Below are 23,364 nucleotides of genomic sequence, written 5' to 3' on the forward strand. Positions count from 1 at the left end.
GCTGTTCGCTAGAGCGCTTTTTCGATATAATTTGGCTCTTTTCAATCAGTTCGATATCTCATGACCCAAAGCATCTGGCGCAGTGTAACGCCTCAATTTGAGCAGTTTAGCCAAGCTCTTGAAAACTACCCTAACCTAGCGCCCACTTCACTGATCGAGATTCAACCTCGCTTAGCCAGTGCATTTGAGCAATTTGTTCATCTGCGTGGTTTTAGCCGAATTTTGTTGATTAACGCGCCAGATAATTCCATTTACCGTACATTTTTCAAACAAGCGTTGCTAGAGCAAGCGCCCGATGTTCCGGTTTTGAGTACCGAAACGTTAGATATGGCAGAGATTTTTGGCCAAGTAAAAGCCGAAAACGGTCAGCTAACTCAGCATATCTCAGGCTATCTTGCACAAGCCAATGGTGGATATCTGATTGTCTCGGCTAATTTATTGTTAGCCAATCCACGCTCTTGGCCGCTATTGAAAGCAGCGCTACTCGGTGACCCCGTTGCTCCGATGAATTGCGATCCTAAATCGCCAATTTCTGAGCTTCAATCAACTTGTTATGATCTCAAATTGATCGTGGTTGGCGATCGTACTCAATTAGGTGATGTGGATTTTCTCGATGCCGATATCCACGCCGGTTTATGCTTATTTGCAGAACTTGAGCTAGATTTAAAGCTTAATAAGCACACGATCGAACAATATCTCGCTTATTTAGTTTGGTTAGGTGAACGATTTGATTTACCACCACTAACGACAGATGCGATCCAAGCACTGATGACCGCTGGTGCGCGTTATACCGAAGATCAGCATTATGCCCCACTCTGCCTAATGTGGCATCGAGCCCTGCTTGAAGAGGCTTGCTTGGAAGTGCAAGATCAATCAATCACTGCGGAGCATATTGAGCAGGCCCTAGATAAACGTTATTTACGTGAATCTTATCTGCCAGAACGAGCGTTAGACGACATTCTTGATGGCCAAGTAATTATTGAAACACAAGGCGAACAAGTTGGCCAAGTCAATGGCTTAACCGTCATTGAAGTCGCTGGGCATCCATTGACTTATGGCGAGCCAGCCCGGATTTCTTGTGTGATCCACTTTGGTGATGGCGATATTTCTGATGTGGAACGTAAAGTCGAATTAGGTGGCAATTTGCATGCAAAAGGCATGATGATCATGCAAGCTTTTGTCAGCAGCGCCTTGGATTTAGATGGCTCATTACCCTTCTCTGCATCAGTCGTATTTGAACAGTCTTACAGTGAAGTCGATGGCGATAGCGCTTCGTTGGCAGAATTGTGTTCACTGGTCAGTGCATTATCTGAATATCCGATTGATCAACAGATTGCGGTTACTGGCGCGGTGGATCAGTTCGGGCGTGTGCAAGCGGTCGGTGGTCTGAATGAAAAAATTGAAGGATTTTATCAAGTTTGTTGTCATCAAGGTTTAACTGGTCAACAAGGGGTCATTTTACCGCGTTCGAATCTGAAACATTTGGTGCTGCATAAATCAGTGGTGGCCAGTATCAAGAATGGTGAATTCCATATTTGGCCAGTTTCTACCGTGGATGAGGCGATCCCACTGCTGATGGGCAAACCTTTCCGCGGTGAAGATGAAGACAGCGTGATCGCAAAAATTGCGGAACGAATTGATAATTTTGAAAAACTTGTGCAACCACACGGAATTGTCGAACGGATCAAAAACTGGTTTGACAGGCACTGATCGGACTTGTTTGGCGTACACCTGTTCACTAAGATGCACCCAACAAAAAATGGAGTAATCAATAATGCACAACAAACGTGATTCGTATAATCGAGAAGATCTTTTAGCATCGAGCCAAGGCAAATTATTTGGCGAGGGCTATCCTCAACTCCCAGCGCCTAATATGCTGATGATGGATCGTATTACCAAAATGTCGGAAACTGAGGGTGAGTTTGCTAAAGGGTTAATTATCGCAGAGCTCGATATTACGCCGGATTTGTGGTTTTTTGATTGCCATTTCCCAGGTGATCCAGTGATGCCTGGCTGTTTAGGTCTGGATGCGATGTGGCAGTTAGTGGGCTTTTTCCTCGGCTGGGTTGGCGGTAAAGGTAAAGGCCGAGCGCTTGGGGTTGGTGAAGTTAAGTTTACTGGACAAATTTTACCTACTGCTAAAAAAGTGACTTATGAAATCAATATGAAACGAGTGGTCAACCGTAAGCTAGTGATGGGCTTAGCTGATGGTCGAGTTCTGGTTGATGGTAAAGAAATTTATGTCGCGAAAGATCTTAAAGTCGGTTTGTTCCAAGATACCTCTGCATTCTAAGCTCATTATTTTCTCGCATTGAACACATTTTAAGCCAATGTAAAACAGCCCATTGCGGGCTGTTGTTACTGATGTACATTACGGCCTGATGATTAGCCGTGTTGTATGGGAAATTATTTGCAGAGACCAGAAAGCTTATCGTTTCTAGCATCACGCCAACCACCTAACCAATAAGAGCGTACTTCCGTCTGTAGATAGGGACATTCATCATGGGAGCGGCCATTGAGACCCGCTTTGTATCCTTGTGATTGAGCTCTTTCTAGGCGATCACGCTTTTGTCTCTTCATCGTTCAGTCCTCATACGGTAACTTGGGTATAACGTACTACTATTAAACTTGCATGGCGTTTTTATGACCACATCTTTGAGCATCGATCACTTTTTGGTGTTTCTCAAGTAATAAAAAAGGCACAAACCCAAATCTGTGAGCTTGTGCCCTTCCTGACAAAAATGGCTATTTTCTACGTAAACCTAACCATCCTAGTACCAATAACAATCCGAAACCTAAGCCAGCCCCTTTACGTTCAGAGACTTGTTGTTCAGTGATCCGTTGTTGGATGTCTGAACTAGTTACATTCGAAATTGGGATCAACTTCACTGCCACCACGGTTTCATCACGATCTCCACCACCACACAATGCATTGTGCGCTGTGGTATCGTAGCCACCCTCACATTTGAGTGCAGTGGCCGCAATCACGCCAGCATCATTAATATCGGCGGCATCGATAATTCGAAATTGGTTATTAATACCAGTAACCGAACCATCATTGGTTAAATCATCTAACCACCAAGCCTTATTAGAAAAAATAGCCATACGACTCTGATCACTACCATTGGCACTATGTGGGTAAATGAAGCCGCGTTTACGGCGTGGCTTACCATCGGTTTCACGGGTATTTTCGGCATCAATTTGGCCGACAATTTCATTGTAATTGTTAATCGCCCCGGCTTTACCACCGGCACCGGTAAAGAAAATACCCCCGGTTAAGAAGGTTGCTGTCGGAGTGGCTGCCGAAACATCATTCACCACAAATAAGCGATTAGCCGCCGCCCCATTTTCTGGTCGACTACCGGCACGTTTGGCTTCCCCTAATGCCAGCAGATTTTTATTTACATCGGTTACTACAGAGTTGCTGTGCACATAGTCATCACCAATTTCCGCCGTCGTCCCTGATACTACGGTAGTTTTTGAGCTGCCTAGATTAGCATCAAGCTGAAAAATAGAGGCTTGCATATAGCTATGATCGTTATCGTAGGTGTTATAGCCAACCGCATAAATTTGAGTTCCATCGCTAATCAAATCGCGCATACTGCCTTGTGATAAACGATTATTATGTTTAGCTCCTACATTTTCTCCCCACGATAGCTCAACTGGAATTCCGTCATCATTTTTCCAAATGGCGGCTTGAGAAGTGAAAAAATTCCCTTCATCATTGTTCGCCGTACGAGACACGCTACCGACTGTATATGTGCCATCGGTTTTCCAAGCACGGGTGTAAAGCGCACCATCTAGATTAGGGGCACTAATATTAGCAGGTAAATGTGCATTGATAGAATCACGACGATACGCTGTCACATTTCCGGTTTCAACACTAATTCCAACAACATCAGCGATGGTTGCGCCAGTTAAGCTATTGATTACAATATTCTTGGTTTCATCAACCGATGCTGCGCTGGTTCCTGTGCCTACGAATGCAATGGAATTAGTGAGTTGTCGACCATTGATTTCATCCGCCCAGCGATTCCAATATGGAGCGACCCAAGTTTCACAGATTGCATAACCAAGCTGGTTATAGCAGTAACTTTCAAAATCATCCCACTCTTTAATGTATATAAAGGCGTTATCAATCCCGAAGGCGACCTCATCACGGTAACTTAAACCATCCACTGCTTTACCGGCACTGGCTTTTTCAATCCGGGTTTCGCCAGCTAAGGCAAAATCCGAATCATTGCAAGCTGTAACAAAACAACTATCAGAAGAATTGCTTGGTTGAATTGCCACGCCCCATGCACTGCCATAATTTAGGCCAGTATCTGGCGTGACCTCAATCACGTTATAAAGTGCGGCATGGGTTTGAGTGGCGAGCAGTACCGCACTGGCTAAAATCGAACGTTTAAAAGTAATACGACTCATGTTTTCTATTCACTTTCCTGTTGCATCGCTTCAAGCTCTTCCCAACGCTCAAAAGCAATCTCGAGTTCCTGCTCTGTTGCAGTTAACTTGTCTAAAATCGGCTGTGTTTTATCGACAGGCTGACTGAAAAAGTCTGGGCGATTGACGATATCTTGTAATGCGGCGATCTCATTTTCTAGCTCTTCCAATTTTTGTGGAAGAGTTTCGAGTTCGCGTAGCAGTTTATAAGATAACTTCTTCGGCTTAGTTTTCGGGGCTGCGGATTTGGGAGACTCCTCAACCACTTTTTCTTTTTTGACGATATTTTCGGCAGATCGGGCTTGTAAAACTTGGGCACGCTGTTGTTGAGCATCATGATAGCCGCCAACAAATTCTTCAATCTTCCCCTCACCTTCAAAAATCCAGCTTGAGGTGACGGTATTATCAACAAATTCACGGTCGTGGCTGACCAGCAGCAAAGTACCTTGATAATTGGCAAGCAATTCTTCCAAAAGTTCCAAGGTTTCGATGTCTAAATCGTTAGTTGGTTCATCAAGTACTAATAAATTGTTCGATTTGAGCAAAATACGCGCAAGCAGCAAGCGGTTTTTCTCTCCACCGGACAGTGCTTTGACGGGGGTTCTGGCGCGTTTAGGGGAAAACAAGAAATCTTGTAGATAACTTAATGCATGACGTAGACGCCCGCCGACCATCACTTCTTGTTTACCGTCGGCTAGATTGTCGATGACGGTTTTTTCTGGATCGAGTAGCTCACGGTATTGATCAAAATAAGCCACTTCAAGCTTAGTGCCGCAATGCAGCTTGCCACTATCGGCCTCTAAGTCACCAAGCAACAGCTTGAGTAAGGTACTTTTACCACAACCATTGGCTCCGATTAATGCAATCCGATCGCCACGCATAATATTAAAGCTGAAATCATCAACAATGGTTTTGCCACCAATCGAATAGTGTAAGTTTTGTGCTTCAAAAACAATTTTGCCTGAGCGATTAGTATCATCAATTTGCAAATTGACTTTACCCTGCACTTCACGTCGTTCAGTGCGCTCTTGACGTAAGCGTTTCAGTGCCCGCACTCGCCCTTCATTACGGGTTCGGCGTGCTTTGATCCCTTGGCGGATCCACACTTCTTCTTGGGCGAGCTTTTTATCAAACTCTGCATTTTGCAGCTCTTCAACCCGCAGCATCTCCTCTTTTTCCAGCAGATAATTTTCATAATTGCCAGGAAATGAGCTCAGTTGGCCACGATCCAAATCGACGATGCGAGTCGCCATCGATTTGATAAAAGCACGGTCGTGTGAGATAAAAATGATCGAACCACGGAAATCTTTGAGAAATCCTTCCAACCATTCAATGGTCGTTACATCAAGATGGTTGGTTGGCTCATCGAGCAGTAACACATCGGGATCGCATGCCAAAGCCCGGGCTAATGCGGCTTTACGCTGCCAGCCACCAGAGAGATCGCTAAGCTGAGTATGGCCATCTAATTTCAACGAACCCAGTACATTTTTAATCCGGTCTTCAAAGCGCCAAGCGCCGGCCACTTCAAGCTGCTCTTGAATATGGGCCAGTTGGTTAATGTTGGCTTCGCTCGGATCGCTGGCAACCCGATCTAATTGATCTTGATAGATCTTGAGCTGCTCACCGACGCCTTGTAGGCCTGCCGAGACATAATCAAACACAGTGCCCGCTTGGTTGCGCGGCGGATCTTGCTCTAAACGCGAAACCACCACATCTTGCATCACTTGTACTTTGCCATCATCCAGTACAATTTCACCAGCCAGCACCTTCATCAGAGTTGATTTGCCAGCACCATTGCGGCCAACCAGACACACTCTTTCATTTTCTTGTAACGCAAAATCCGCTCTATCCAGTAATGGATGATCACCAAAAGCCAGCTGGCTATTATGGATGGTAATTAATGCCATTGTTGTGTAACCACTCTATTAATTCTTGTAAGTCAAAAGGCCAGTACAATTCGTTAGTTTGGTAGGCCACCACAGGAATGGTGACCGCGTAACGAGAAAACAGTTGCTCATCCAAGGCGATATCAACCTGGGTCGCTTGCAGTCCTACTTTATCTAATAACCCTTGAGCCATCTCACACAGATGGCATCCTTGCGTACTGTATAAGGTGATCATGCGCTGCTTAGCTTTGATGGGTAATCAACCAGCAGTTATGGATCTGTTTATTGCGTTCAAAGTCCATCGGTAGAGTCTGCTGTGAGATATTTTGCGCATTAAGCCCTAATCCGTTGAGTGCTTCGATATCCATCTTAAAATGGCGTTTGTTATTAGAAAATACAATCGTACCTTCTGCACGTAGCAGTCGTTTGAGGTTAGTCATTAAAGTGACATGGTCACGCTGAACATCAAAAGTTTGCTCCATACGTTTTGAATTTGAAAACGTAGGTGGATCAATAAAAATCAGATCGTACTGGCCTTGAGCATTGGCTAGCCATTGCAGACAGTCGGCTTGCACATATTGATGTTGACGACCCACTTGCCCATTTAACTGCATATTTTCTTTTGCCCACTCAAGGTAGGTTTTCGACATATCGACCGTCGTTGTCGATTTAGCACCGCCGCATGCGGCATGCACCGTGGCCGATCCTGTATAGGCAAACAAGTTAAGGAAATCTTTACCGGCGGCCATTTGCCCTAAACGGCGGCGCGTAATTTTGTGGTCAAGGAATAAGCCTGTGTCCAGGTAATCATATAAGTTGACGATCAACTGCACGCCATACTCATGAATTTGCATGGTTTGTGCCTGTTGTGCCAATTTTTGGTATTGCGCGCTGCCTTTTTGTCGTTCACGAACTTTCAGCACCACATTGTTGGCATCCACATCCAACACTTGAATCGCGGCGCGAATAATATCGGTCAGGCGACGTTTGGCTTTCTCTTCCGGAATATCTTTGGGGGCTGCGTACTCTTGGATCATCAGATGATCTTGATAAACATCAATTGCAACGTTGTATTCCGGCAGATCGGCATCGTATAAACGGAAGCAGTCTAAACCTTCACGCTTGGCCCATTTGCCAATTTTGTTAAAGTTTTTCTTTAATCGATTAGCAAAATCAGGCGCAATGGCGGCTTGTTGAGGGCTAGCTTCTCCACTAGTCGCTGTTGTTGCATTATCACGTACCGCGATAATGTAGTTTTTTTGATGACAAGGTAACGCACCGTTATTCAGTTTAAATTGTTTATCCGCACGCATGCGTAAACAACTGAGTAACTCATCAGAGCTAGAGAAAATAGAAGCTTGGCAACCGGAAAATTCCGCTTTGAGCTGAGCACCAAATGCGGTGTATAACGCAATCAAACCTGGATGAGTGCCTAACCGCTCGCCATATGGCGGGTTACAAATCACAATCCCTTGTGCAAAATTAGCTGGACGTTGCACTTTCGCCGCATCGCCAAGTGTAAAGGTGATCAAATCGGCGACACCGGCACGACGCGCATTATCTTTTGCGGTTTGTAATACTCGACTATCATTGTCTACGCCATAAAAATGGGTCTCGATTTTTTTGACGCCGCGTTTACCCTGCACTCTCGCTTCAGATTTTACGCTTGCCCATAGTTCTGGGTCGAAATCTTCTAATGATTCAAACCCCCATTTGTTACGTTGTAATCCAGGGGCAATATTGGCAGCCATCATCGCTGCTTCAATCAGTAACGTGCCAGAACCACACATTGGATCCAGCAATGGCTTGCTGGCATCCCAACCACTACGCAAAATAACTGCGGCAGCTAAAGTTTCGCGCAAGGGAGCTTTACCAGCTTCGGTTCGATAGCCACGAGCGTGCAGACCCGAGCCGACCATATCAATCCCAAGCAGCGCATTTTCTTTGTGTAAACGCACATGAATATGAAGATCCGCAAGATCCTTACTGATCGATGGTCGTGGCAGGTTTTTCTTAGTGAAGCAATCGACGATCGCATCTTTCACTTTCATCGCGCCATACTGGCTGTTACGGATCTCGCGGTTCGTCCCATTAAAATCCACCACTAATTTTTTTGAACTGTGGAAATGGTTAACCCAGTTTACTGATGTGGTTGATAAATAAAGGTCTAAGTCATTTTGACATTTGAACTCAGCGACAATACGAACAAATCTTGATGCGAGACGGCTCCAAAGGCAGCAACGATAAATCTGCTCGTTAGTTGCTTTAAATTTAACCCCGGCCTGAACCGGTTTGGCATCACAGATCCCCAGTTGGCTTAACTCTTCAACTAATAGATTTTCAAGGCCGTTCGACGTCACCGCTAGATATTGATTCATAGTGTTCTTTTGCTGATAAAAATGACCTCGGATTATAACTGACAATCTGAACCATACCTAAAGCTAACTCATCAACCGATCAAAAAATCTCGCTTTGCTGGTGATCACCTTGTCGCACTGAACATTTGGTCAGTGTGCGCACACTTCTACTCTGTTGCCTATCAAATAAGCATTTACCAATCAAATTGACTAATTATGCATATCTATTTTGGTATATACCAGTTGTGATTTGCGCTTGTAATTAAGCGACAAATAGCCTCAAACAGGGAATTATTCGCGACCAATTCGCCATCGAATGTTCTAATTAAGTGCTAGTTAGCTATGCGAGTAGTGTTTGAAAATTGTACCGAGCTCACATTGTTTTGTTATGTGGCTGTGTCGATTGAATAAATCGCAGGCAAAAAAAAATCGGCTTACGCCGATAAGAAATGAAAGAATCCAATAGAAAAGGAACGAAAATTAAAACTGTAACTAGCTAACCATGGCCATCTGCTGAGTAAAACAAACGGTATTCGCTGCAGACATTCGGTCATGCATCACTTTAATCACTTGACCAAACTCTAAGGCTTTATTGTCGGTTAAAGTAAAAGGGACTAAATCAGCATAAGCGCAAAGCGTGGCGTGCTCCCCTACTTCTAATGCAATAAATACCCCATCATTAAAAGCATTGCCTAAGTGGATCAGCGAACCTTGTTCTGGGGTGTAACCTGCCCCTTGCGATTCGAAAAACCAGCTTTTGGGCTGCACTGGTTTGTGAAAGCGTTTCGCGGCAATACAGTACAGCGCAAGCTCAGCTTGGCGCGGTTCACTGAGAGGTAGGTTGACGATTTGCTCTTTATACAGTTGAAAATCTGAGGCGTCATCGACCGTGAAATGGTTTTCGATAAACGCACAATCAACCAGCAGGTTACGGCTTAAATTTGTGCGAAACAGCATATCAGCACCAAGATTGAGCATCAGATAGCCTTCGCGATCTGAATAGTACCAACTCCATTTGTCACTTGGTTTAAGCATTGTTCCACTCTCAACAAAATATTTGGGGGCTAGGTAAAACGCTTAAATTACCCTTGCCTTACGAGTATGGGTAATTCTATGAGTAGACTCAGAAAAAAAAAGAGGAAATGCGTTACGCATTTCCTTAGTCATTCAGCCTGTTAAATTTCAAGCACTACAGATTTTTGACGATATCCGCGACCAAAGCCGGTCCTTGATAAATAAATCCACTGTATACTTGAACCAGTTTTGCTCCCGCCATCAGTTTTTCTTTGGCTGAGACATAACTATCGATGCCGCCGACCCCGATGATCGGGATTGCCTCACCCAACTCTTGGTACAAGCATTTGATCACTTCGCTACTCCGTGCTTGTAATGGGCGTCCGCTTAAGCCGCCACTTTCATTGGCAAAGCGCATACCTTCGACCAGTGAACGATCTAGGGTTGTGTTGGTGGCAATCACACCATCAATTTTATTGTTCAGCAGCGACTGGCAGATTTGTTTGATCTCATCATCACTCAGATCGGGTGCAATTTTTAAAGCCAGCGGAACATATTTGTCATGTTTAGCGGCTAATTCTGCTTGACGAGTTTTTAATGCAGCCAGTAATTCATCCAGAGCTTGCCCATATTGTAGAGAACGCAACCCTGGTGTATTTGGCGAAGAAATATTGACCGCAATGTAACCAGCGTAAGGATAAACTTTATCCATACAGATCAAATAATCTTCGACCCCTTTTTCGATCGGAGTGTCTTTATTTTTACCGATGTTGATCCCAATGATCCCGTCGTATTGGGCGCGTTTGACATTCTCAACCAATTGATCAACACCTTGGTTATTGAAGCCCATACGGTTAATGATGCCTTCGGCATGCACTAAACGAAACAAACGTGGTTTGTCATTGCCCGCTTGTGGTCTTGGGGTCACGGTCCCTACTTCAACAAAGCCAAATCCCATCGCGCCAAATGCTTCAATACATTCGCCATTTTTATCAAGCCCTGCCGCTAAACCGACTGGATTTTTAAAAGTGAGCCCCATGCATTGCACTGGACGATGAGGAAGTTGTTGCCGGTAGAAAACATCAAGCGGCGTGCCGGTAAAACGTTTGAAATTAGAGATGGCCAAATCGTGTGCTTTTTCAGCATCCAATTGAAAAAAGCCAGCTCTGGCTAAGCGGTAAAGCATAATGCCTCCGAAAGAAAAAAGCCCCGTATAAACGGGGCGCTATTATTGACGTATTCTTCAGTCAATTCAATGCTTATTGTGCCGCAACACGGTTTAAGTTGCGCAAAATCAACTCCGGCTGGTTAAGTGCTAGCGGAGCAAACTAATCGTTTGCGCAATAATCCAGCTACATCACTTCTAACCTAACAAAGCGATGCTGCTGATCGGTGGTTAATCGAAACCGTCCCTTGATACCGCTTTGGCTTAAAAATGGTCGCAAACGAGTCGCGGGGAGTTGCAGTCGTAACCCCTGATCGGTGGTCACCATCACACCACTGGCCGCGCCAGCGTAGTGCGTCACAAAGCTGTGATAAGAGATATTGAGCGAGAAAAAATAATGATTCATATATTTATCAGGTGGCTCGCAGGCCACCTGGTTAACCTTTTATGATTTACTCTGCCAGGGCTTTACTGATCTTTTCAAACAGATCGCGGGCTAAATTGTCCATCTCTTTTAACTGTTGTAACTCTTGCTTGATCAAGGCTTGGCGCTGCTCATCGTACAAACGGAATTTCAGTAATGGATCAATTAAGCGTGATGCGACTTGTGGATTGCTGCTGTTCAATTCACGCAAAATTTGCCCAGCAAAACGATAACCCTCACCGGTTTTCGCGTGGAAATTAACCGGATTCGCATTTAAAAATGTGCCGATTAAACTGCGCGTGCGGTTAGGATTTTTTAAGCTAAATGCTGGATGTTGCATGGCTTGCTCAATCACCATTAGCGCTTGCGCAGCTGGGTTGCTACCTTGCAGGGCAAACCATTTATCCATGACCAGACCATCGTGTTGCCATTGCTGGCTGTAGTCTTGCATCAACCGTTCACGGCAAGATAGCTGCGCTTGGTTAGCGGCCGTCATTGCGGCAATCGTATCGGTCATATTATTGGCTTGAGCGTATTGCTGCTGCACCAAATGCTCGCCTTGTGCTGTGTACGCAAGGTAACTCAAGCAGCAATTACGTAATGCACGCTGGCCGATCGCCGCATGATCAATCGAATAATCGGCTTGCTTCAAGGTGTGATAAGTCGCGCTAAGTTCGTCTTCTAACTCAGTAGCCAAGATGGTTTTGATCGCGTTGAGCACTTGGGCAATCGCATCAACATCAACTTGTTTATACCAACCAGACACTTCGTTATGACTTGGAAGCACAAGCATTTCTGCCACAAACTCAGGCTCCAAATGGTCACTGAGCAATACCCCGCGCAAGGCATCAATCACCGCCTCCGCCAACACAACGGGTTGGCCTTGCTGAACACGCTCGACATTGCTCCGAATGTATTTGCCAAGCAGCATTTGTCCGGCATCCCATTGAGCAAATTGATTACTTGCATGCTCCATCAACAACATCAACTCTTGATCTTGATAAGCGTACTCAAGTTTGACTGGTGCAGAAAATTCACGCAGCAGTGATGGGATCGGCTGTTCGGCCACCTTTTCGAAGCGGAAAGTTTGTTTGGCCTCAGTCACATTCAACACGTTGCCAATCGGCTTTTCGTTACACTGTAGCGGAATGACGGCCCCACTGGCGGTATAAAGTTCTATATCCAATGGGATATGCAGTGGCTGCTTTTGTTGTTGATCGTGGGTTGGCTCCGTGTGCTGCTCAACGTTCAGTTCATAGCTATGTTGGCTCGCATCATAAACGCTACTTATTTTCAGGGTTGGGGTGCCCGATTGGCTATACCACAGACGAAATTGTTGTAAATCGATCCCTGAAGCTTGTTCCATCGCGGCCACGAAATCTTCACAAGTTGCCGCAGTACCATCATGACGTGTTAAATAAAGTTGCATACCACGTTGGAATTGACTTTCACCGAGCAGAGTATGCAACATGCGGATCACTTCACTGCCCTTTTCGTACACGGTCAGGGTATAGAAGTTATTCATTTCAATGACTTGATCAGGACGGATTGGATGTGACATCGGGCTTGCATCTTCCGCAAACTGCGGACCGCGAATAATTCGTACATTACCAATTCGGTTAACCGCTCGCGAGCCAAGATCAGAAGAAAACTCCTGATCCCGAAAGACCGTTAAGCCCTCTTTTAAGCTCAGTTGGAACCAATCGCGACAAGTGACACGGTTTCCGGTCCAGTTATGGAAATACTCGTGGCCGATCACGGCTTCAATTCCGAGGTAGTCGGTATCGGTAGCGGTTTTTTCATTAGCCAATACGAATTTAGAATTGAAAATATTCAGCCCTTTGTTTTCCATCGCGCCCATATTGAAGAAATCGACGGCGACAATCATGTAAATATCAAGATCGTACTCTAAACCGAAGCGTTGCTCATCCCAGCGCATCGAGTTAATTAACGAGTTCATAGCATGGGTCGCACGATCTAAATTGCCTTTATCGACAAAAATCTCTAATGCTACCTGACGACCGGAACGGGTCAGATAGTGATCACGCAGCACATCAAAATCTCCTGCCACCAGGGCGAACAAATACGCTGGTTTAGGATGTGGATCTTGCCATTTCACCCAGTGGCGACCTGAATCGAGTTCACCTTGGGCAATCTTGTTACCGTTACTGAGCAGATACGGATTTTGCGCTTTATCCGCAATGATCGTGGTGGTATAGCGGGCCAATACATCAGGGCGATCAAGATAATAAGTGATGCGCCGAAATCCTTCCGCCTCACATTGGGTACAGAACGCCCCACCAGATTTATATAACCCTTCTAGTGCGCTATTGGCCTGAGGATCGATCTGCGTGACAATGGTTAACGTAAATTCACGTGGTAGACCCGTAAGCTCTAAATGGGTTGAGCTAACCGTGTAATCTTGCCAATCTTGACCATTAACTTGCAGTTGTTTGAGCTGCAATCCTTCACCATCTAATGTTAACTGGTTACTCTCTTGCTGTTGTATCACTTGCGATACGGCAGTCACTTGCGTCGCATTATCGAACAGATCAAACACGAGATCGAGATCAGTAATTGCGTGTGATGGCGGCTGATAATCGAGGCGATATTTGGCTTGAGGTGTGTGAGCCATTGTCCTAATCCTTATTGACGTGATGTGCTTGATAAAATCGAGCAGCGTTAAGTCGCTTGAGCGCGAAAAGCACTAATTAACCAACATCTTAGGCCGCACTCACTGAATAACAAGAGTTAGCGCTAAAAAAACTGCGCGTTAGCGGTAAACCACCGGTGTTGAAATGGATTGAAGGAGGTTTGCTAACGCCGCGTACTATGGTGGGTCAAGATTACCGGTAAATACGGCCCCATGAATACGAAGAATATGACGATTGCGGCATGAAACGAGAGAAAGAAACGGACCCTTAGGTCCGTTTGAATTGATGTTTGACTTTTTGAGCCACCAGTAATTAGTTGATGATCAATTAGCGGGCAAGCATATCCAGCATAATGTTGACCGATTCATCTAAATACGCGTCAGGCGCTTCATAGTCTTTAGGGACGTCTTGCAAATTGGCATAAGCGGGTTTGCCTTGCGCTTTTTGGCGCTGATTGATGCGAGCTAAACGCTCTTCATCAAATTTAGCACTCTGCGCTTTGCGCGTTTTTTCATTTAAAGACAATAAATTATCGTCTTTTTCTGCGCGATATTTGGCAATATCTTGCGTGATAAACGCAAATTCCAGATCTTTAGCCACTCGTTGCTGATGTTTGATATCGAGCTTGGCAATCAACGCATTGAAATCATTCAAACGTCCATACTTAGCCTGATCAATGCTGTCCCATGGTAATGCGTTAGCTTCGACACTTTCTCCAGTTTGTGCAGGATCAATCGACGTTGGGTACACAATATCAGGCACTACCCCTTTATTTTGAGTGCTGCCACCATCGATGCGATAGAATTTCTGAATAGTGTACTGTACATAGCCTAACTCTTGATCGAACATATCATAGATATGATTGAGTGAACGATGCTGCTGTACGGTACCTTTACCAAACGAGTTTTCGCCTAAAATAATTGCCCGACCATAATCTTGCATCGCCGCGGCAAAAATTTCAGAAGCGGATGCACTGTAACGGTTAATCAAAACCGTCATCGGGCCACTATAACTGATCTTGCCATCTGTATCGGAATTAACATTCACTCGGCCGTAACTATCACGCACCTGGACCACGGGACCACTGGTAATAAATAGCCCAGAAAGCGCGGTCGCTTCCGTCAAAGCACCACCACCATTGTTGCGTAGATCAACAATAATCGCGTCGACTTTTTGTGCTTTCAATTCAGTGAGTAATTTATCGGTATCTTGCGCTAAGCCAACGTAGAAGCTAGGCACTTCGAGAACACCAATTTTTTTCCCGGCTTTCTTGATGACTTTTGATTTTACCGCACGATCTTCTAAGCGAATTTTGTCACGGACAATCGTGACAACGTGACTTTTGGCATCTTTACCTTCCGGTAAGATCAACAGCTTCACTTTGCTGCCTTTCGGACCTTTAATCAGTTGCACCACATCATCAAGACGCCAACCAATCACATCGACAATCTCTGCCCCTTCTTGACCAACGCCAATAATTCGGTCGCCATCGCCGAGTTGTTTACTGAGCGCAGCTGGGCCACCCGCCACCAAAGAGCGAATGATGGTGTAATCATCGGTCATCTGTAATACCGCACCGATCCCTTCCAACGAGAGATTCATTTCTGATTGGAACTGCTCTGCGTTACGCGGTGACAAATAACTGGTATGTGGATCGACTTCGCGAGCAAAGGCATTCATGTAAAGTTGAAATACATCTTCACTCTTGGTTTGGGTGAGACGTTTGATAGCATTGTTATAGCGCTTCTCAAGCGTATCTTTGATTTCTGGCCACTCTTTACCTGCCAATTTCAAATTCAGCGCATCATATTTAACCCGTTGTTGCCACAACTGATTAACTTGTTGAATATCCTTTGGCCATGGGGCTTTAGCACGATCCAATTCGATTGATTCATCGGTTTCGAAGGTCATTTCGTGATCGAGTAACGACAGCGCGTACTGGAAACGTGCAAAACGTTTTTCCATCGATAAATTATACAAATCGTAAGCAATCTGATTGTTGCCCGCTTTAAGCTGATCATCTAATTGCAAAGACCACTCTTTAAAGGAGTCGATATCGGCTTGGGTAAAAATATTACGACTGTAATCCAACATCTCAAGATAGCTTTCAAACATCGCTTGAGAAAATTGATCATCGAGATTGAATTGTTTGTAGTGAGAGCGGGTAAAACGTGAAGTGACCCTTTTGGCAGCGGTTTCGTGCTGCGTTTCTGGGGCAAGAACAGGTAAATCTTCGGGTTTTTGCTTGGCTTCCAGAGCCTGGACTGAAAAGGCTGCTAGCCAAAGGCTAGCAGCAATCAGAGATATTTTTGAACGGCATTTCATGCGAAGGAGTATCTCCCTTATGCGCGCAAGTGCTCCGCTTTCACAACCATTTGTAGGCCGTTGGCAAGTTGAACACGCACATCTTCCTTATTGATTTCAACGATGGTCGCTGCCATGTTGCCTTTACCCATATTCACGTTAACAGATTTACCGACGTTGAGCTCTGTTGCGGTCAAAGTGCGCGTTTCTACGGGCTTTTTCTCTACTTTTGGTGCATGTTGTGGACGACGCGCTTGTGGTTTTTTCACCGCAGGCTTGTTTGCTTTCGCTTCTTCACGCACTTTTTTAGCTTGCTCTTTACGACGTGCATCTACACGAGCTTTACTTTCAGCTAACGTGGTTTGTGCATGTTCTACGTGTTGCTCTTCCAGTTCACCACAAGGGTTACCATCCAAGTCAACCCGAGTTGCACCAGGTTTTACACCATGTAAATAACGCCAAGAAGAGGTGTACTGTCTTAATGCGGCACGAAGCTGTGTTTTGCTGACTTTAGTGTCTTCATTTAAGCGATCAGCAAGATCCTGAAAAATACCAATTTTCAGAGGTTTTGCTTCACCTTCTAAAGTAAAGCAGTTAGGGAAACATTCAGCAATATACGCGATAACTTCTTTGCTGTTTTTTAACTTTTCAGTGTTTTCCATGGGGATTCCTGGTTATTGCGGCTGCCCGCCAAACATTGATGTTCAAATATGTGCGGTATTATAAAGACCTGCAACGGAAAAACCACAGGCAAAGGGCAAATTATGCTTTATTAGCCTGTGAATTGAGCAGCTTTTCCACTTCCTTCATCAAATAGGTCAGGCCTTGTTGGTCAATTTCACTAAAACGGCCTATGTTTGGACTATCGATATCCAATACCCCTGCAACTTTTCCATTAATTGAGAATGGGATAACGATTTCTGAATTGCTGGCGGCATCGCAAGCAATATGTCCGACAAATTGGTGAACATCATGTACGCATTGAACTTTATTTTCGGCCACGGCAGTCCCGCACACGCCTCGCCCAATCGGGATCCGCACACAGGCTGGTTTACCTTGAAATGGACCAAGAACCAACTCTTGATCTTGCATCAAATAAAAACCGACCCAATTGAGTTCAGTCAGCTCCATATTGAGTAAGGCGCTGAGATTAGCAAGATTAGCGATCAGATCGCTCTCACCTTCGAGTAAGGCGATCGCTTGCTGAGTTAGACGTTGGTACTTCGGTAAGTTCATAATAATTTCCATTTAAAAAAGAAAGACTTCATATCTTGAACTACGTACAATGCGCACAAATTAAATAGGATGCATTCTCATTAATATGACGTACTTCAATGACACTATTAGCCGTTCTTGGCTGATAACTCAAGTAAAAAAACATCAAGCTAAACTGCTGTTTGCTAACTTGATTGCCATTATCGCCACGCTGATCAGCGTACCTATTCCGCTACTAATGCCATTAATGGTGGATGAGGTTCTGCTCAATCAACCCGCTAAAGGGTTGGCGGTGATGAATCATTTTCTTCCTCAGGCTTGGCATACCGCGACTGGCTATATCATGCTGACTCTGCTGATGGTGATCGTGCTGCGCATTATCAGCCAGTTGTTAAACATTTTACAAAACCGCCAGTTTACCTTGGTTTCGAAAACCATTACTTACGAAATGCGACGTAAGATGATTGAGAAGCTAGGTCGGATCAGTATTCGCCAGTATGAAACCCGCGGTAGCGGCGGGATTAATGCCCATCTGGTCACCGATATTGAAACCATCGATCAATTTATTGGTTCCACGTTGAGTAAATTTTTGATCTCGTTATTAACCGTGATCGGGATTGGTATAGTGCTGCTGTGGCTGGAGTGGCGACTCGGGCTGTTTATTTTGCTGGTCAATCCGATTGTTATCTATTTTTCAAAAATGCTCGGTAGCCAAGTTAAACACCTGAAGAAGAAAGAGAACCAAGCCTTTGAGCGCTTTCAAAATCGGCTGGTGGAAACTTTAGATGGTATCTATCAGTTACGTGCCGCCAATAAAGAGCGTGAGTTTATTCGCCGCCTGATTGCCGATGCCGATGCAGTGCGGAGCAATGCCGATAAATACGCTTGGCAATCGGAAGCAGCCAGTCGCCTCTCCTTCCTACTCTTTTTACTGGGGTTTGAGCTGTTCCGCGCGGTTGCTATGTTAATGGTGGTATTTAGTGACCTCTCTATCGGGCAGATTTTTGCAGTGTTTGGTTATTTGTGGTTTATGCTTGGTCCAGTTCAAGAGTTGCTCAGTGTTCAGTTTTCTTGGTATGCGGCTAAAGCGGCCTTAACGAGAATTAATGGCTTATTAGAGCTAGAAGAAGAGTATCGCCCGGTCAGCAAGGTCAACCCATTTACGCAAGCGGGTGAAGTCGCGATTGAGATCGACCAGGTCAATTTCTCCTATGATGAGGAAACCCAAGTCTTAAATCAGCTCTCTTTAACCATTCCAGCGGGTAAAAAAGTCGCATTGGTCGGTGCCAGTGGTGGTGGTAAATCGACGCTGATCCAGCTATTAATCGGGGTATATCGCGCACAAAGTGGCGCAATTCGCTTTAATGGACAGCATTGTGATGACATCAGCTTCGAAGTAATTCGTGATCAAATTGCTGTTGTTTTACAACAACCTATACTGTTTAATGACACTTTGCGGCATAATCTTACCCTTGGCGGTCAATTTAATGATCAAGCCTTGTGGCAAGCGTTAGAAATCGCTCAATTGCATGATGTGATCAGTAAGCTCGATCACGGGCTCGATACGCAAATTGGTCGTAATGGGATCCGTTTATCTGGTGGACAAAGACAACGCCTTGCTATCGCGCGTATGGTACTTTGTGACCCGAAATTTGTGATTTTGGATGAAGCGACCTCCGCATTAGATACCGCAACCGAAGCGGCATTACATCGTGCGCTGTCAGAGTTTCTAAAAGGACGCACAACCTTGATTGTGGCGCATCGCCTATCAGCGGTGAAACAAGCGGACTTAATTTATGTACTGGAAGATGGACATGTTAGCCAATCAGGCACGCATCGTGAGCTACTTGCACAAGAAGGTCTCTATCAAACCCTGTATGGCACGCTACAGTCGCAGCACTAATCATCACTCACCTCATCTCACGTTACATCAGGGGATCAGCGCATGATCCCCAATTCATTACCTCAACATGCCACACCAGCGCGTGATATCCGTTTATGTCCCGGTTGTGAGTTGGCAATCGATGCCTTGCCTGCTGCTCAAGGCTACACCGCTTATTGTCCTCGCTGTGCAACTCAACTCTATCGCGGTGGTACGCCATTGCTTACTGGTCATTTAGCACTGGCGATTACCGGCTTACTGCTGTTTATTCCCTCGCATTTTTTCAGCTATATCAATATTCGTTTGTTTGGGGTACTGATCCCTGCCACCTTACCGCAAGGCGTGGTGGCATTATGGAGCGAAGGCTATTGGCCTTTAGCCATACTGGTGCTGTTTTGTAGCTCAATCGCGCCGCTACTGCTTTGTTTAAGTGTGATCAGCGCCCATTGCGCGCTCCGCTTTGGCTACTTTTCACTGCTACGCTATGCATTATTCCTGCTGCATCATCTTAAAGCGTGGGTGATGTTAGATGTATTTTTAGTCAGTGTGGCCGTTTCATGTTTTAAACTGAAAGATTATTCCGACATTTTTATTGGACCTGGGTTATTGGGGCTGGTGCTACTGCAGTTGTGCACGCTATTACTGCTTAGCCGGATCAGCACTCGCCACTACTGGGAAGCTTGGCACAGCGAAAGCGAATATTGCCTATCGAGTAAACAAGTACATTGCTATCACTGTCATCTTTCTCAACCAGAAAGCCGACATTGTGTTCGCTGCCAGCATCCGCTTGAGCATCGCAAACCGAATTCGATTGAGCGTACTTGGGCTTATGTTTTGGCGGCCACGGTAGCGATTTTTCCGGCTAATTTGATCCCGATTTCGATTTTGATCACCAAAGGTCAACGGATTGAGGATACGATTTTTTCCGGAATCTTATCGTTAGTCAAAAATGGTATGTGGGGTATCGCGCTGATTATTTTTATTGCCAGTATTGTAGTGCCGGTGATTAAAATAGTCGGCCTCGCCTACTTATTATTGGCGATTAAATTTAAGCGCCAAGTGCATCGTAGACAACGGATGATTATTTATCGCGGTGTTAAATGGATCGGTAAATGGTCAGTCATGGATCTGTTTGTAATATCGATTATGCTCACCTTGGTTGATCGAGGTCAAATCCTTGATTTTAGCCCAGGTTATGGGGCGGTCGCTTTTGGTATGGTTGTGGTTCTGACGATGTTGGCGACGGAGAGTTTAGACCCTCGCCTACTATGGGATGAGAACAACTCCACGGGTACTCAACAATAGGTTGTTTGAATGAGTCAACAAAATACAACACAAACGGCGTACACACCGGATATCCGCAAATCGAGAGGATTCTCTCCACTATGGATTTTACCACTGGTTACTATGGTGTTGGCGGGCTGGTTAGTATTCAAAGCGATCCACGATGCCGGAGTGCGGATTCAAATTCAGTTTGAAAATGCACAAGGGTTGGTTGCCGGACGTACCACGATTCGCTATCAAGGCTTAGAAGTCGGCATGGTTCGCGATATCAAACTTTCGGAAGCTCTCGACAGCATTTACGTGCACGCGGATATTTACCCAGAAGCGACGCAATTGTTATCTAGCCAAACCCGTTTTTGGATGGTTAAACCGACCGCCAGTTTATCCGGCGTTTCTGGGCTCGATACCTTAGTCTCTGGCAACTATATTGCCATTCAACCCGGCGCCTTGCATCAAGATGACTACCCAACCCAATACCAAGCCTTAGACTCTGCCCCCTCTGATTTGCTGGCTCAGCGCGGTTTGACCATTTCGCTCAAAGCAGATGATTTAGGCGGTATTTCAGTCGGTTCACAAATTGTCTATAAAAAAATCCCTATTGGTGAAGTATTTAGCTATCAATTGGATGATGATGCGCAATCGGTGACCATTCACATCTCAATCAAAGATGAGTACCGCCATATTATTAATACCGAAAGCCGTTTTTGGAATGTCAGTGGGGTGGAAACTCGGATCGGTTTTGATGGCGTGGATGTGCGACTGGAAAACTTAAGTGCCCTGATTGGCGGTTCCATCGCGGTGGACTCACCGGAAGAAGGTAAACCCGTGGAGCAAAATGCTCAATTTCGCTTATATCGCGATCTAAATACCGCCGGACGTGGGATCGCAATTTCCATTACCTTACCAGATGATAACCATATCTCGGCTGCGGGTGCGCCAATTATGTATCGCGGGATCGAAATTGGCCAAATCACCGACTTACAATTGACCGACAATCGGAACAGCATTGTCGCTGCCGCGGCGATTCAACCAGCATTTAGTGACATGCTCAATAGTGGTAGCCAGTTCATTTTGGAAGAAGCGCAAGTCTCTCTGACTGGGGTGGAAAATTTAACCAATCTCGTTAAAGGCAATTACCTCTCCTTGATCCCAGGCTCAGGAGAACGTGCGCGGACTTTCAATGCGATACGCAAGAATGAATTCAAATATGCGCGAGCTAATAGCATCAGTTTTAACTTAGTCGCCGATAATTCATTTGGCTTGGAGGCCGGAACGCCGATCCTTTATCGCGGGGTCGCGGTAGGTAGCATTACCGACGTTAAGCTTAAACTCGATGCGGTCGAGTTTAGTGTGGTGATTGATGAGCAGTATCGGGAGTTGATCCGTTCACAAAACCGGTTTTATGTTACTGGCAGTGCCTCAGCGGAATTAACGGAATCAGGGCTATCTGTTTCTGTTCCTCCGGCAAAACAGTTGCTTTTAGGTTCGATCAGTTTTGCGAGCGAAGGCAGTGACACCGTACTTGATCAGTATCGCCTGTTTGCCAGCCAATCATTGGCCGAATTGGCCAAATACAATCAATCCGGCTCACGCTCATTGACCCTATTTGCCAATGAGCTTCCCTCGATCAATGCAGGCTCTCCCCTGCTATACCGTAATTTAAAAGTCGGGAGCATTGCCGGTTTTACGCTGACCAAAAACGGCGTGCAAATTGAAGCAACCATTGAAAAGCAGTATCAACATCTGCTGACCGCCAATACGGTGTTTTGGAATCGCTCAGGAGTGGAAATTAAAGCCTCACTGGATGGGGTGGATGTTAAAGCCGCGCCCTTACAAACCTTACTGCGTGGTGGGATTGCCTTTGATAGCCTGCCAGGAATTGAAAACAAAGTGGGTGCGATGTGGAAACTGTATCGTGACTATGATCATGCTCGCCGTTACGGCGAAAAAATCACCCTCACCGCTTTAGGTACCTTAGGGGTAAAAGTGGGCACACCAGTGCAGTATCAAGGGGTACAAATTGGTGAAGTGTTCCAAGTGATCCCCGATTTTGAGTCGGAGTTTGTCACACTCTCAGCGCGTATCGAGCCACAATATGCACCTAAAATCGCTAAACAGAATTCACAATTTTGGCTCTCACAAGCCAAAATCGGTTTAAGCGGAATTGAAAACGTGCAGAATTTGTTGGGACAAAGTATTGAAGTTCAACCCGGTAGTGGTGCTGACCGTTATGAATTTGCTTTGCACAAAGAAGCGCGTCATGGTGGCGCGGGAAAAACCTATATCTTGCAGAGTGAAAAGCGCGGCTCCGTCAGTGTCGGCACCCCAATCCTGTATCGCGATATTGAGGTGGGTAAAGTCATCGATGTCCGCCTCGGCGAATTTGCTGATCGGGTGATCACCACCATTCGGATTGCACCGCAATACACCTATTTATTGCGTGAAAACAGCGTATTTTGGAACGTATCCGGAGTAGATATGACGATTGGCATCACGGGAGCTAATGTGAAAGCCGGCACCTTTGACAGTATGTTACGCGGCGGGATCACCTTTGCCACCCCAGATCAAAAGCAATTGTTGCCCGCAGCAGCCGAAGATCACAGCTTCTATCTTCATCCGCAAGCTCAAGAACAATGGAGTAAATGGCGCACTCCAATCCCTAAACCATAAATCACTTTTAGCAAGCACAAAGCAGCCTATGGCTGCTTTGTCACTTGTTTGGCAAGCCTTTATGTC

At 45.4% G+C, this 23,364-nt stretch carries 17 protein-coding genes; 5 read left to right on the plus strand and 12 right to left on the minus strand.

Annotation, left to right across the window (positions count from 1 at the left end):
- Window positions 1-60: 60 nt before the first annotated feature.
- A complete protein-coding gene (locus tag OOK74_RS05835; protein ID WP_278183236.1) occupies window positions 61-1,710 on the plus strand; it encodes a Lon protease family protein in 1,650 nt (549 codons plus the stop codon).
- Window positions 1,711-1,774: 64 nt separating this feature from the next.
- Window positions 1,775-2,293 (plus strand): bifunctional 3-hydroxydecanoyl-ACP dehydratase/trans-2-decenoyl-ACP isomerase, encoded by a 519-nt coding sequence (gene fabA, locus OOK74_RS05840; RefSeq protein ID WP_166013011.1) that lies wholly within the window; start codon window positions 1,775-1,777, stop codon window positions 2,291-2,293.
- 113 nt (window positions 2,294-2,406) lie between these two features.
- On the opposite strand, the gene rmf is transcribed toward fabA, so the two are convergent.
- From rmf to OOK74_RS05900, 12 genes are all read right to left on the minus strand, one after another.
- Window positions 2,407-2,580: a ribosome modulation factor gene (rmf, locus tag OOK74_RS05845; protein ID WP_166013010.1), complete on the minus strand. Its 174-nt coding sequence runs from the start codon at window positions 2,578-2,580 to the stop codon at window positions 2,407-2,409.
- 165 nt (window positions 2,581-2,745) lie between these two features.
- A complete protein-coding gene (locus OOK74_RS05850; RefSeq protein ID WP_278183238.1) occupies window positions 2,746-4,425 on the minus strand; it encodes a DUF3466 family protein in 1,680 nt (559 codons plus the stop codon).
- A gap of 5 nt (window positions 4,426-4,430) precedes the next feature.
- Window positions 4,431-6,350: an ABC transporter ATP-binding protein gene (locus OOK74_RS05855; RefSeq protein ID WP_274721870.1), complete on the minus strand. Its 1,920-nt coding sequence runs from the start codon at window positions 6,348-6,350 to the stop codon at window positions 4,431-4,433.
- Window positions 6,328-6,564 carry a glutaredoxin family protein gene (locus OOK74_RS05860; RefSeq protein WP_278183239.1) on the minus strand — a complete coding sequence of 79 codons (237 nt, stop codon included), beginning with the start codon at window positions 6,562-6,564 and terminating at the stop codon, window positions 6,328-6,330. Before OOK74_RS05860 ends, OOK74_RS05855 begins: the two co-directional genes overlap by 23 nt.
- A 7-nt stretch (window positions 6,565-6,571) precedes the next feature.
- The gene (gene rlmKL / locus OOK74_RS05865; protein ID WP_278183240.1) at window positions 6,572-8,707 is read right to left on the minus strand and encodes a bifunctional 23S rRNA (guanine(2069)-N(7))-methyltransferase RlmK/23S rRNA (guanine(2445)-N(2))-methyltransferase RlmL; all 2,136 of its coding nucleotides are present in this window, start codon (window positions 8,705-8,707) and stop codon (window positions 6,572-6,574) included.
- A gap of 471 nt (window positions 8,708-9,178) precedes the next feature.
- Window positions 9,179-9,721 carry a cell division protein ZapC gene (locus OOK74_RS05870; protein WP_274721867.1) on the minus strand — a complete coding sequence of 181 codons (543 nt, stop codon included), beginning with the start codon at window positions 9,719-9,721 and terminating at the stop codon, window positions 9,179-9,181.
- 154 nt (window positions 9,722-9,875) lie between these two features.
- Window positions 9,876-10,886, minus strand: coding sequence for a quinone-dependent dihydroorotate dehydrogenase (gene pyrD / locus OOK74_RS05875; protein ID WP_274721866.1), 1,011 nt, complete (start codon window positions 10,884-10,886; stop codon window positions 9,876-9,878).
- Window positions 10,887-11,052: 166 nt separating this feature from the next.
- Entirely contained in the window at window positions 11,053-11,271 is a 219-nt protein-coding gene (locus tag OOK74_RS05880) for a DUF2835 domain-containing protein (RefSeq protein WP_274721865.1), read from the minus strand.
- A 46-nt stretch (window positions 11,272-11,317) separates the two neighbouring features.
- Window positions 11,318-13,924, minus strand: coding sequence for an aminopeptidase N (pepN, locus tag OOK74_RS05885; RefSeq protein ID WP_274721864.1), 2,607 nt, complete (start codon window positions 13,922-13,924; stop codon window positions 11,318-11,320).
- A gap of 346 nt (window positions 13,925-14,270) precedes the next feature.
- Entirely contained in the window at window positions 14,271-16,268 is a 1,998-nt protein-coding gene (gene prc, locus OOK74_RS05890; protein ID WP_274721863.1) for a carboxy terminal-processing peptidase, read from the minus strand.
- A gap of 17 nt (window positions 16,269-16,285) precedes the next feature.
- Window positions 16,286-16,909, minus strand: a complete 624-nt coding sequence (gene proQ, locus OOK74_RS05895; protein ID WP_274721862.1) for an RNA chaperone ProQ — start codon at window positions 16,907-16,909, stop codon at window positions 16,286-16,288.
- Between the two features lie 100 nt (window positions 16,910-17,009).
- The gene (locus tag OOK74_RS05900; protein WP_274721861.1) at window positions 17,010-17,483 is read right to left on the minus strand and encodes a GAF domain-containing protein; all 474 of its coding nucleotides are present in this window, start codon (window positions 17,481-17,483) and stop codon (window positions 17,010-17,012) included.
- A gap of 85 nt (window positions 17,484-17,568) precedes the next feature.
- Between OOK74_RS05900 and OOK74_RS05905 the strand changes: the two genes are divergently transcribed.
- The 3 genes from OOK74_RS05905 to OOK74_RS05915 are packed head-to-tail and all read left to right on the plus strand — an operon-like array spanning window position 17,569 to window position 23,298.
- The gene (locus tag OOK74_RS05905) at window positions 17,569-19,365 is read left to right on the plus strand and encodes an ABC transporter ATP-binding protein (protein WP_274721860.1); all 1,797 of its coding nucleotides are present in this window, start codon (window positions 17,569-17,571) and stop codon (window positions 19,363-19,365) included.
- A 42-nt stretch (window positions 19,366-19,407) separates the two neighbouring features.
- Entirely contained in the window at window positions 19,408-20,649 is a 1,242-nt protein-coding gene (locus OOK74_RS05910) for a paraquat-inducible protein A (RefSeq protein ID WP_274721859.1), read from the plus strand.
- 9 nt (window positions 20,650-20,658) lie between these two features.
- Window positions 20,659-23,298 (plus strand): PqiB family protein, encoded by a 2,640-nt coding sequence (locus OOK74_RS05915; protein WP_274721858.1) that lies wholly within the window; start codon window positions 20,659-20,661, stop codon window positions 23,296-23,298.
- Window positions 23,299-23,364: the final 66 nt, after the last annotated feature.

This window comes from Vibrio misgurnus, assembly GCF_029635775.1.
GTDB lineage: Bacteria > Pseudomonadota > Gammaproteobacteria > Enterobacterales > Vibrionaceae > Vibrio > Vibrio chanodichtyis.